Annotated in this window: 11 protein-coding genes; all 11 read right to left on the minus strand. The window is 33.0% G+C overall.

Going from position 1 to position 13,172, the window contains the following annotated elements:
- Positions 1-17 precede the first annotated feature (17 nt).
- Positions 18-977 (minus strand): thiamine pyrophosphate-dependent dehydrogenase E1 component subunit alpha, encoded by a 960-nt coding sequence (locus PHD84_02435; protein ID MDD5636660.1) that lies wholly within the window; start codon positions 975-977, stop codon positions 18-20.
- 301 nt (positions 978-1,278) lie between these two features.
- A complete protein-coding gene (locus PHD84_02440) occupies positions 1,279-2,796 on the minus strand; it encodes an extracellular solute-binding protein (GenBank protein ID MDD5636661.1) in 1,518 nt (505 codons plus the stop codon).
- Between the two features lie 199 nt (positions 2,797-2,995).
- The gene (locus tag PHD84_02445) at positions 2,996-4,114 is read right to left on the minus strand and encodes an ABC transporter ATP-binding protein (protein MDD5636662.1); all 1,119 of its coding nucleotides are present in this window, start codon (positions 4,112-4,114) and stop codon (positions 2,996-2,998) included.
- A 4-nt stretch (positions 4,115-4,118) separates the two neighbouring features.
- Entirely contained in the window at positions 4,119-5,243 is a 1,125-nt protein-coding gene (locus PHD84_02450) for an ABC transporter ATP-binding protein (protein ID MDD5636663.1), read from the minus strand.
- Positions 5,212-5,433, minus strand: coding sequence for a hypothetical protein (locus PHD84_02455; GenBank protein MDD5636664.1), 222 nt, complete (start codon positions 5,431-5,433; stop codon positions 5,212-5,214). The genes PHD84_02450 and PHD84_02455 overlap by 32 nt, the downstream gene beginning before the upstream one ends.
- A gap of 34 nt (positions 5,434-5,467) precedes the next feature.
- The gene (locus tag PHD84_02460; GenBank protein MDD5636665.1) at positions 5,468-6,325 is read right to left on the minus strand and encodes a carbohydrate ABC transporter permease; all 858 of its coding nucleotides are present in this window, start codon (positions 6,323-6,325) and stop codon (positions 5,468-5,470) included.
- 35 nt (positions 6,326-6,360) lie between these two features.
- Positions 6,361-7,281 (minus strand): sugar ABC transporter permease, encoded by a 921-nt coding sequence (locus PHD84_02465; GenBank protein ID MDD5636666.1) that lies wholly within the window; start codon positions 7,279-7,281, stop codon positions 6,361-6,363.
- Between the two features lie 145 nt (positions 7,282-7,426).
- Positions 7,427-8,614 carry a CaiB/BaiF CoA-transferase family protein gene (locus PHD84_02470; protein ID MDD5636667.1) on the minus strand — a complete coding sequence of 396 codons (1,188 nt, stop codon included), beginning with the start codon at positions 8,612-8,614 and terminating at the stop codon, positions 7,427-7,429.
- 51 nt (positions 8,615-8,665) lie between these two features.
- Positions 8,666-10,489: an aldehyde ferredoxin oxidoreductase family protein gene (locus tag PHD84_02475; GenBank protein ID MDD5636668.1), complete on the minus strand. Its 1,824-nt coding sequence runs from the start codon at positions 10,487-10,489 to the stop codon at positions 8,666-8,668.
- Positions 10,490-10,510: 21 nt separating this feature from the next.
- Positions 10,511-11,668: an iron-containing alcohol dehydrogenase gene (locus PHD84_02480; protein ID MDD5636669.1), complete on the minus strand. Its 1,158-nt coding sequence runs from the start codon at positions 11,666-11,668 to the stop codon at positions 10,511-10,513.
- A gap of 246 nt (positions 11,669-11,914) precedes the next feature.
- Positions 11,915-12,694 carry an IclR family transcriptional regulator gene (locus PHD84_02485; protein ID MDD5636670.1) on the minus strand — a complete coding sequence of 260 codons (780 nt, stop codon included), beginning with the start codon at positions 12,692-12,694 and terminating at the stop codon, positions 11,915-11,917.
- Positions 12,695-13,172 lie beyond the last annotated feature (478 nt).

Raw genomic sequence — 13,172 nt, forward strand, 5'->3', positions numbered from 1 at the left:
ATATATCCCCCTTTTTTTTAAGCATAAACATCTTCTAACGTTTCTTCAGGTTCCGGATATGGACTTTCTTTTGCAAATTTAACAGCTTCTTCCACCTCATTTTTCATTTTTTGATTAATTCTTTCAGCTTCTTTTTCAGTTAAAATACCATCCTTAATTAGTCGTCTTTTTAATAATTCAATTGGTTCTTTTTTTAACCATGCTTCAATCTCAGATTTCTTTTTATAGGTTTCCGTATCACCCTCTTCATGACCAAAATGTCTATAGGTCTGAATTTCTATAAGTGATGGTCCTTTGCCCTTTCGAGCTCTATCTATTGCCTTTCCAACTTTTTCATATATTTCCAATACATCATTGCTATCAATAGTTTCTCCTGGAATTCCATATGCAATAGCTCTATCAGAAAGTTTTTTTAATCTAGTGGAATAAAAAATACTGGTAGCCTCCGCATAAAAATTATTTTCAATAATAATTACAATGGGTAGGTCCCATATGGCAGCTAAATTAATTCCTTCATGAAATCTTCCAGTATTTGATGCACCATCGCCAAGAAAACATAGAGTAACTTGGCCACTTTTTCTTAATTTTGCTGAAAGACCAGCACCGGTTGAAATTGTCACTGTGGAACCGACAATACCATGTGCACCCAACATATTAATATCCATATCAGCAAGGTGCATGGAACCACCTTTCCCCTTACAATAACCAGTCTTTTTCCCATATAATTCAGCCATCATAAAATTAATATTGCCACCTTTAGCAATCAAATGACCATGACCTCGATGGTGGCTTACAATATAGTCATCTTCTCTAAGGTTTGTAATACATCCAACTGCAATAGCTTCCTGACCTGCAGATAAATGAATAAAACCAGGAATATCCCCATCAGCAAACGATTTTTTTACTCTTGTTTCAAACTGCCTTATCAAAACCATTTTACTAAACATATCTAAAAGTTGTTCTTTGTTGAGTTTCATACATTTTGCCTCCTTAATATTCTTAGATAAAATAATCATTATTTTGCTATTTTTGACTCATAATACTATAATAAATTTTTATCGTATAAGTTTTACCTCCTTTCCAATCAGACTATTATCCTAACCAATTAGTTCATTCATCCAAAATTATTATTATATAGCTAATACAGAGAAAAAATTTGAAATTTTTTCTCTGTATTAGCTATATCTCATTTTAAGAATTTTGATTTTCAATCTACCTTCTCGTATCTATTGACACTTATTTATAATCATCTTTTTTCTCAATTAGATAAAAATAGAATTAAAAATCTTTTAATTTAGGTATTTTGTTCTTTATTTCCTCAGCAGCTTTATCGAGAGCAACCTTTGGTTCATATTGCCCGACAAGACATCCATTTATGTATCTTGCTAAAATATCATCAATAACTACAGCTTCAGGAAATCTTGGCTGGTCAAAGGCTGCCGGAAATAATTCACCTGTTAAGGGATCTGGTGTTTCAGCATACTCTTTAGGTAAACCCCATGCACTTCCTGGTTCTCTAAAAGCTTTTTTACCATCAAGCTCTAAAATTCTGGCATGGGTAATAAAATAGTGTGATGGTGCATAAGTAAGTTTATAAACTTTAGGATCTTGATATGCCGAATCAGATAAAGAGATACTCCCATTAGCCATTATTTCAGCCTGAACCTCTTTACGTTGGGTCCATTGCAAGAAAAGCCAAGCAGCTTCTTTATTTTTAGATGCTGATGGTATACACAAAGCCCAACCATTTAAATTGGTAGTTTTACGAGCAGCAATTGGCATACCACTATAAGCAACCTTTCCCACAACCCTCGATTGAGAAGGGTCTTCACTAATAGCATAGCAGGCATCTGCCCATAATAAAGTCTGCACAGCAAGCCCAGACTGCATAGCTGCTAATTGTTCATCCCAAGTGTAAGTATCGCTTCCAGGAGGACAGAAATTATCATACAAATCTTTATAGTAAATTAGGGCTCTTATTGCTTCTTCTGAGTTGATTACAACTGGCCCATAATCAAATCCTGTTGGTGCATCAATTATTTTTCCATTAAAGGCAGATAAAACATTTTTAAAATTAAATACAGTGGCAATATGCCTTTTACCACATAATGTAATTCCATATACATCATGATCCAGAATTTCATCTGCTAATTTTTCTCCCTTTTTCCTAGTAAAGAATTCAGATAAATCCCTTAGTTGATCCATGTTGATTGCTGGAACCGGTAATTCATAACCATATTTAGCTTTAAACTTTTCTCTCTCTTCTGGATGTTCAAAAAGATCAACTCTCCAATCATAGATCAGGGTATGAAAAGAGAATGGTAAGCCATATAACTTACCTTTATACTCAAAATTACCATTTAACCACTCTAGATTACTAATATCCATTCCGATATAAAAATTGGGACTTGTAATTTTTTTGTTATCTATAAAAGTTTCTACCGGTTCTAACCAACCATTTTCCGCATCTCTAGATACAGTACTATTGCTAGTCATAGTTATATCATAAATACCTGTTCCTGCTACATAGTCAGCTATAGCCTTTTCGTCTGCTTCATCCATGGCAAACATTTCAAATTCTACTTTTATACCGGTAAGTTCTGTAAACTCTACTGACTTCTGCTTTAAAGCATCTAGGGGGGGTAAGGCTTCTCCAATCATATGTAATGTTACCCCTTTATAAGGTTTTGCCGCTTCTACCAGCCATTCATCTTCTGGATTTTGAGCACTAGAAGACAAAGTAAACAATAAAAAAGATACAATTAAAAATAGAGTAATAATATTAACTTTTTTCATTTTTTTCTCCTTTTATTTAGATTAAAATTAAACAGATAATTTTCACTTTAAATTATGAGTATATTTCTACAATGTTAATCAAGCTTACTATTTTTTAGAAAAAAAATAAATATTTTTTAATATTTATCTCACCTCCCTTTTTAAAGCAACTGCATTAAAAAAGTCAATTTTATGCCCTATTTCTATTTTTTCATAAGTTTTATGGCCATATTCTTTTTTCTGTACCTTCATCAAATATAAGTATATTATCCATATTAAAATGTAAATTAACTTTCTTATTAATTTTTACGTCAAGCTCTTGATCTGATTTGATTTTAAAAGAAAATCCATTTAATTTTATTGAGTAGATAAAGCTATCACCAAAATATTCAATCAATTTAATTTCCCCAATACCAATATTTGAATATTTATTTATATCTACTTCTCTTATTATGGAAATATCAATTGGTCTAATTCCCACAATTACCTGAGATCCTATATTTTTTGTACATAATTGTTCTTTAGCATTATCAGGTAAAACCAGAGGCGTTCCATTTATATTGATTAGTATATTCTCATCTTTAGAATACAATTCTCCTGGAAAGGTATTTATTGCAGGTTCACCAAATAATCTGGCAACAAATAAATTATTAGGGTATTTATAAATTTTTTCAGGAGTATCTAATTGCTGTAAAATACCATGATTAATAATTGCAATTCTATCCCCTAAAGCAACGGCTTCAAGCTGATCAGGGGTTGCATATAGGGTTGTTATTCTTTTTTGTCTTTGAAATCCTTTTAAAATAGCTCTAGTTAAATGCTTTAGCTTTGCATCTAAATGAGCAATTGCTTCATCAAGAAGGTAAACTTCGGGCTTTCTAATTAATGCTCTAGCTAAAGCAACCCTTTGTCTTTGACCTCCTGAAAGCTGGGTAATACTCCTGTTAAGCAGCTCTTTTATTTGAAATTGAATTGCTATTTCATTCACAAGCATATCAATTTCCTCTTTGGAAAATTTATCTTTTCTTATAGGAGACTTCAATGAAAAACAAATATTTTCATATACATTTAAATGTGGATATAATGAGTAATTTTCAAAGGCATAAGCAATGTTTCTATGTCTTGGCTCAACATTATTGATAACTTTATCATTAAGATATATAAAACCTTTTGTTGGTTCCTCTAAGCCTGCTATTAAATTCATAATTGTTGTTTTTCCAGCACCGGAAGGTCCTAGAATAACGAAAAATTCACCATCATTACACGTAAAAGTTAAATCATTAATTACATTATTTTCCCCAAATGTTTTGGTAACTTCTTCTAACATAATTTTGGCCATTTTTTTAAACACTCACATTTCTATTCAGATTTATTCCAGTATTCTGATCAAAAAGATGAATATTATCTTCAATAAATTTTAAATATATCTTAGTATTTAACTCTGGCTTAAATGTTCCATCGGTTTTCACTAGAAGGTAAAAATCTCCTATTTTAACATTAATAACAAACTTTCCTTCGGACCTAGGTTCTATAAAATTAACTTCACCTTCAATTGTATTATCCTCTTTATTGGTGTTAAAACACCTAATATCCCCAGGTCTAATACCGAGCTTTACAATCTTTTTCCCATTCAAACTACTGTTATATTTTTTAAATACTGAAGCATATTTTTCAGGAAAATTTATTTTTTTACTAAATACTTCTAACTTTAAAAAATTATTTTCAGTTAATATTGAGGCATTTAATAAATTCATAGGGGGTTCGCCAATAAACCCAGCTACAAATTCGTTTACTGGATTACCATAACACTCTTTTGGTGTTCCTACTTGTTGAATTTTCCCAAAATTCATTATACAGATCCTCTCTGCCATGCTCATAGCTTCTGCCTGATCATGAGTCACATAAATTGTTGTAACTTTTAAATCATTATGTATACGTAATAATTCTGTTCTCATAGATTCCTTCAATTTTGCTTCTAGATGAGATATTGGTTCATCTAAGAGAAATACCGCTGGTCTCCTTATTAATGCTCTTGCTACTCCTACTCTTTGTTGTTGACCACCGCTTAAAAATCTAACATTGTTATTTAATATATCAGTAAGTTGCATGAATTTTGCAATCTCTTTGACTCGCTTATCAATTTCTTCTGAAGGAATTTTTCTGATTTTTAAGGGAAAGGCAATATTTTTGTACACATTTAAATGAGTATAGAGAGCATAATTTTCAAAAGCTAGTGCAATATTACGTTCGGCAGGAGGAAGATCGGTTACCCTAATATCATCGAAATAAATATCTCCCTTTGTTATCTCTTCTAGACCAGCAATCATTCTTAAAGTGGAAGATTTGCCACAACCAGATGGTCCTAATAAAGCAAAGAACTCTTTGTCTTTTATTTCAAGATTAAGATCTTCAACCGCATTAACATCTCCATATTTCTTACATAAATTTTTTAATATTACCTTTGGCACCTTCTATCTCCTCTGTTTTTCTTAAATTAGATCTTCTGTATTTATATCTTGAAATTATGTAAATAATTACGATGCTTGAAACAATCCAGGCACCCCACAAAGGAATGAAAGATTCAAAAAACTTTAACCAAAACAAAATAATGAGTATAGGACATAGTATTGAATAAAAAACAACATCTCCAAATTCCATAAATACTGCCTCCTATTTTACTAAACATGATTTATTAACCTTTTACTGCTCCTAAAGTTAATCCCTGTACTAAATAACGTTGTAAGAATACAGCCATTAATATTACTGGAATAGCAACAACAGCAGAAACTGCGCAGAGTTGCCCCCAGTAAGTTCCTAAGGCAGTTACCAGACCTGGGAATGCTGAAGGTAATGTTCTTGCTGCCCTTCCTCCCAATATCAAGGCAAATAAAAATTCATTCCAGGAATAAATAAAAGCTAGAAATGCAGTAGATGCTATTGCAGGTTTAGCAATAGGCAAAATAACCTTGGTAAAGACTTGCCATTCTGAATAACCATCTACTAACGCTGCCCGATCAATTTCTTTAGGAATCGCATCAAATAAGCTCTTCATTAGATAAATTACCAGAGCTAAGTTAAATGTTGTGTGAGCTAAAATAACACCAGGAATTGTCCCCAAAATATTTAAGTTTTTAAACCAAATATAGAGAGGTAGCGCTACTGCAACACCTGGACACATTCTGGTAGTTAATATATAAAAATACAGATGTTTCGCTCCTAATATATAATAGCGAGAAAAGGAATAAGCAGCTGGAACTCCTGTAATTAAGCATAATATAACATTAGCAATACCAATAATTAAAGAATTCCTTAAATAGATTGAAAATCCTCCAGATGAACCAAAAGCATCCTTGAAATTAGCTAGTGTGGGCTTAAAAAATAAACTTATGGTGGGACTCATAATATCCATCCTATCTTTAAAAGCAGACATGACAATCCATAAAAATGGTATAACGCTTATCAAGGCTACTATAATAACTAATATAGTTCCTATGATATTTATTAATTTAAGATTTTTTTTATTATTTTTTTTCTGCTTTTTAGTAGTCATAAATATCACCTCGTTTATTATAAACCTATCTTCTTCTATTGCATGGCTTCATTTTTAGAAGTAACCATTTTAACAAAAATCAAACATACTAAAAAACTTACAATGTATAAAAGCATGACCACAGCAGATCCATATCCTAAATTCCAATATTTAAAATTTATTTTATATGCAAAAAAATTTGAATTCTCTGTTGTACTACCAGGTCCTCCTCCCGTCATGATAAGTATAGTATCAAATATTTTAAATAAATCAGTAAACCTCAAGAGTATGGCAATAACAAAAATTGGTTTCAATAATGGTAATTTAATATTCCAAAGAGTTTGCCAGGAAGATGCGCCATCAACTGCAGCTGCCTCAAATGGTTCTTTGGGTAAAGATAATAAACCAGCGGTAAAAATCAAGATAATAAATGGGGTATATTGCCAAATATCAATTGCCATAATAGTAAAAGGGGCTAGTTTAGGATTTCCTAGAATGGAACCCTTTATAATACCTAAATTTCTTAAAGTAATTCCAATTAAACCAAAATCAGGATTTAAAGTTAAATGTCCAATAAGCCCAACAACTATTGGAGAAATGATCATGGGAATAAGTATAATTGGTAAAGTCCACTTTTTAAGTGTCATCTGTGATGATAGACATAAAGATACTAGAAATCCCAACAAAAATTCAATTGGTAGGCAGATTAATATTATTTTGGCAGTCAACCAAATACTATCAATAAACTCAGAATCATGTAATGCTGTTCTATAATTATCCAAACCTATATATTCCCCGGTAGCAGAAGGATCTATATAATTTATATTTCTAAAACTATAGCTACCCATTATTAACCAGGGTATTAAAGATACCAATATCAATAAAATTATTGTTGGCCAGAACCATTTGTATCCTTTCCATGAAGCTTTTCTAAGACCAAAACCTATTTGGGCGTCATTTATATATCGATCACTCAAAATATTCCTCCTATTTAGATATATAATTTTCTAATTTTTAAACCATTTCTTATTTTTATACAAATCTATATACCATTAACCACTCAGCTTATAAATGATAATAATACCCAAACAATCTTTTTCTTAAATCATATCTTTATCTTTATCAAATTACCTTCTTTATTCTCAGCTCTTTTATCTCCTCTTCAGACATTCCCAAGATTTTTTTCAACACTTCTTCAGTATGTTCTCCCATCATCGGAGCAGGATTGATTGAATTATTATCATTTTTTGATAGTCTAATAGGAGAGTTTGCAACCAATACCTTTCCTGCTTTGGGATGGTTCATCTCTACTAACATATTTCTCAATTTAATATTGGGATCCTGGACAATTTTATCTATTGTATTAACTTCAGCAGATGGAACTCCAGCTTTAGTCAATAATTCCACTATTTCTCTGGAAGATTTTTTCTTAGTCCAAGTTGTTAAAAGGGAATTTAATTGTTTGGAGTTCTTACTACGGTTATCATTAGTGATATAAAGCGGATTATTGATTAATTCTTCCATATTAATAGCCTTACAAAGCTTTTCCCAGAGAGCATCGTTTCCTGCTCCAATTACCACCCATCCATCATTCGTTTCATAGGCATCATAGGGAGCTATAGAAGCATGTCCATTACCAAGGCGTGTGGCTATTTCACCAGTAGCAGTATAGCGGACTACTGCGTTTTCTAATACTGAGAAGACTGAGTCCACCATGCTAATATCAATATATTGACCTTCTTTTATAATATTCCTATGGTGTAGTGCGGCTAAGATACCAATGGTAGCGAAGGAACCCGAAAAGATATCTGCAACAGACGTCCCTACCCGAGTTGGAGGCCCATCAGGATAACCTGTAATTGACATAATACCCCCAATAGATTGAGCTATGGTATCATATCCAGCTCTTTGCTGATCAAAACTATAATGCCCAAAACAACAGATTGAGGCATAAATAACCAGTGGATTTATTTTCTTTAATACCTCATAATCCAAATTCAACTTTTCCATTGTATTAGCCCGATAATTTTCAGTAATTACATCAGCCTTTTTCACTAGTTTTTTAAATATTTCTTTACCCTCTTCCTGTTTCAAATCCAAAGTGACACTTTTTTTATTACGATTGACACTCATAAAATAGGCACTTTCACCATTAATAAAAGGACCAAAATAGCGAGAATCATCTCCAATTCCTGGTCTTTCAATCTTAATAACTTCGGCTCCTAAATCAGCAAGCTGCATGGTGCAGGTAGGCATGGCTAATACATGACTTAAATCTATGACTCTAATTCCTTCTAATGGTTTCCTCATTATAACTTTATATCCTTTCTATTACATAATTGATAGTGATGATGATGTTGATTAAATGGTAGAGAGTCCAAGTTCTTTTATCTTATCCACTTTTGGGACGCCACTATCATCCCATTCTCTAATCTGATAATATTCTTTCAACATTAGATCTAATTCAGGTAATACACCAGCTGCTAAGCCATCATTTCTAGTAAGATGTAACAACCGTGAGGGAATGGTATCATCTTTTCTAGTAATACCCAGTTCTACATTATATAAGCGTTTAAGATTATGCAACCTTTGCCCAATTATCATTAATTCTTTTTGATCCATATCCCATCCGGTGACTCTATTAATCCATTCACAGACAATTTTAGGTCCAATCCTACCAGCAAGCAGGAATTTACAGAGACCAAGCGCATTAAACACATTCATGTAATCCTGTAGCTTTACCACTAAATCAGCTTTACCTTCACTACTATGTGGATCTAACTTGTGTTGTTCATCAAATCCTAGCTCGGGTGCTGGTATACCAGACTCAATCATATAACTTAATGATTCAAGATGGCATCCTCCACGATTAGCCGTAGCATAACTTAAGGCCATACCGGTATAAGCACGTGGATCATGCATGGGAATTTCTAAACCTTTTGTATGAATAGCGTAATTTGAGCTGTTATCCTTGAGTTGATATGATAAAGCCTTTACTCCCTGCCCGATAAGTTTTCCTAACTTTTCATTCTTAGCTACCTGATGGGTAATCTTAATAAAAGCTTCTGGATTTGACCACCTTAATTCTATTGCATGTAAGTCTCTCTTTTTTAAAAGACCTTTTTCATAAGCCTCAATAGCAAAAGCAATGGTCACACCCAGTGATATGGTGTCAATACCATAGCGATTACAGAGATCATTCATAAGTACAATGCTATTTAGATCTTCGTTTAGCAAATTTGAACCAAAAGCACTAAAGGTTTCATACTCTGGACCATGTATTATTTCTTTATTAAAATTTACTTCCTTACCGCAAGAAATGGGACAGGCAAAGCAAGCATAATGTTTTTTAAAAATAGTATTAGCAATGATTTGTCCGGTGGTTTTACCAGCTCCTTCCCAACGGCTTTGAGCAAAGTTTTTAATAGGTAAATCACCGGTATATTCTCTTGCTTCAACTGAACCACCAGTCCCAAAATCATGTAAACCTTGGGTATATTTTCGAACAGATGGAGTTGCTTCCTGTATAATCCTCGTCAATCCTTCTTTATCATTTATATCAATAGATTTTTTCTCCATCTTTACTGCAATAGCTTTAAGATTCTTTGATCCCATTACTGCTCCTAAACCACCTCTACCAGCTAGACGTGAATGTGGGGCATCAATTACAATTGACGAAATAGAAATCATCTTTTCCCCTGCTTGTCCAATGGAAGCAATCTGTACCTGGGGATAAATTTTTTTAATATTCTTTGAGGTTTCATAGGTATCTAATCCCCATAATTGACGGGCATCTTCAAAAGTTACTCCATCTTTATCAATCAGAAGATATATTGGATGAATCGCTCTGCCTTTAATAACTATACCTCCATAACCATTCTTCTTTAAGGTTGCTCCCCAATGACCGCCAACTATTGCCTCATTCCATATGCCAGTAAGAGGGGAACGTCCGCAGATAGAGGTTTTGCTAGCCGTTGGAATGGGAATACCTGTCAAGAGACCAGGGAAGAAAAGGAGAGGATTATCAGGATGTAAAGGTGGGATATTTAAATCTAAATGTTGATAGAGATATTTGGCAGCAATACCACTACCACCCAAATATTTTCTCCATTCATTTTCATTTAATTCAAGTTCATGAAAATGTTGCTCAGTCAAATCTATTTCTAATATTCTTCTGCTTATCATAATTATCTCCAATGCGCAAAATTAAAAAGATTTTTCATATATTTTTATAATATCTTCCTTGGAGGGTTTTCGTGCTGTATTATAGGGACTACCGCTGGCTAGTGCATCAGTAGCCATTTTATCCAGTCGTTTCATAAAGGTATTTTTATCTATACCCAAACCTGAAATACTAGGGATCTCAACGTCTTCACATAACTTTTTAATTAATATTAAACCTTCTTTGGCAAAGTCAAGATCTGATAGATTACTATCTTTCACTCCCATTGCCTTTGCTATATTTGCAAACCTCTCTGGCAAGCCCATAATTGCATATTCCAAACAAGCAGGTAGAAGCACTGCATTTGATATACCATGTGGTATATGAAACAATGCTCCCAGTGGGCGCGACATTCCATGAACAATAGTAACAGAAGAATTATTAAAAGCCATACCAGCTTCCATAGCCGCAAGCATCATCTCACTTCTAGCTTCTTCATCATCACCATTAGCCCATGCTCTTCTTAAATACTTGGAAATTCTCTTGATTGATGACAAGGCGAAATTATCTGCCAAAGGCTGGTGACGTCTTGATGTATAAGCTTCAATTGCATGTGTTAATGCATCAATTCCTGTGGCAGCAGTAATGTTTGGAGGGACTGACATAGTGAGAGCAGGATCGTTAATGGCTATTTTTGGAATTAAATACTCACTTCCGATAAGCATTTTCACATCTTTTTTTGTATCAGTTATTATAGTAAACTGAGTAACTTCAGAACCAGTGCCAGAGGTAGTAGGAATTGCCACTATGGGAGGTCCATTTTGTTTCACTTTTCCTAGCCCCATATAATCCTGAATCTCACCTGGGTTGCTCACCATAAGACTGATAGCTTTGGCTGTATCTATAGGACTTCCACCACCCAGAGCAATTACAAAATCACAATAGTTCTCTTTAAAAAGATTTGTTCCTTTTTCTACATAATAATCGGTAGGTTCAGTATTGACTTCGTTAAATAAAGATATTTCAAGCTTTTGTTTTTTCATATAATTAACTACTCTGTCAGCATAACCTATATCAGTCATGATTTTATCTGTAATTACTAATGGCTTATTGCCTATCTTCGCTAATTTGTCACAAGCACCTTCTAATGTTCCTAAACCATAATAGATCATTTGTGGAATTAAAAATCTATAACTGTCCATAGAGATCCTCCTCTCTTCCTCTCTTTATAATACTAACCATAATTGGAATAAGATGAGTAAATTTTAAGTTTATTTTTGAATTATCAAGTAATTTACTTTTTAATAGGTATACTTCTTTTATAAAATAATATTGTATTTGATTATTTTCAAATGTTTAGATAATGTATAATCAATAAATACTTATATTGCTCTTCCTTCTCTCATTTTTCCATGATAAGAATTTGATATTCCATTCGTTACTATAATTTAATCTTTTGGTTGATAACCTAGTGAAACTGATATTTTCTCAGCCGCTTCTTTCACTAAACTTATAAATAATGGAATTTTCTTTTCAGTAAAACGTTCAGTGGGACCTGAAATAGTTAGCGAAGCAACTATCTTATTCGCATAATCAAAAATGGGAGCGCCGATAGTTGTTGCACCCATTACCCTTTCTCCAACAGCAATTGCATAACCTTTTTCTCGAATTCCTTTAAGGTTTTCTAACAGTTTTTCTGGATCAGTAATAGTATTTTTTGTATAAGGAATCAACTGTTCTTCCTTTAAAAATTTTTTAATTTCTTCGTCTGGCAAATTAGCTAATATAACCTTGCCAGAACCACCAGTATACAAAGGTAGGCTTTCACCTAATCTTATTATTCTTCTAACCTCATGGGAGCTTTCAACCCTTTCAACGCTAATTCTCCGTCTACCCAAAATAACATTTAAATAAATACATTCTTTTGTTTTTTTAGCAAGATTCTCCATTATGGGAAGGGCGTATTTTCTGAGCTCCATTTGCTGTTGGACAATGCTTCCCCATCTAAATAAGGACATACCAAGACTATATTTTTGATTATCCGGATTTTTAACTACTACTCCTTCACTCGCTAAAGTTACTAAAATACGATGGATAGTACTTTTATGTAATTTTAATCTATGGCTTAATTCAGTAACTCTAAGCTCTTTTTCTTCAAGTGTAAATGAATTAAGTATTTGTATCGCTCTTTTTATTGACTCAATGTAATAATCTGATTCATTTTTCATCAGTATTTGTCACCTGTTCAATCTTTCTTACTTTTGTCTTGTTGTATGAAACACTGTTTCATTATATTATTTTAATTTTAACATATAAAATAGTTTTGTCAAAAATTTTTTACTATTAACATCTGAAATTTAATATATACTGCCTCAATAACTCAGTTACTTTCTCCAGCTTCTCATAGGGGATCATATAGCCTAATCTACCATGTCTTCTAAAGTGGTTATGATCAACTGAGAAATTGCCCAAATTGTAGATGGGATCACAGACAGGATCAAATGAATTAGGATAGAAGAATTCATTCTTCCTAATCTTCCAGAAGGCCTCTAACTTACCGTTGGTCTTAAGATCTATAGGATCTGAGATGTTTAATGATCTTCTACTGATGCTCGCCTAAGGGATAGCGTTTTTTGATCCGATCCATAATAATGGGTGATAGCGTCTTATCCAGGTAGTAGGGCTTAAAGAGCAAGGCTAGCTCAT

Source organism: Atribacterota bacterium (genome assembly GCA_028717805.1).
Classification (GTDB): Bacteria; Atribacterota; Phoenicimicrobiia; order Phoenicimicrobiales; family Stramentimicrobiaceae; genus Stramentimicrobium.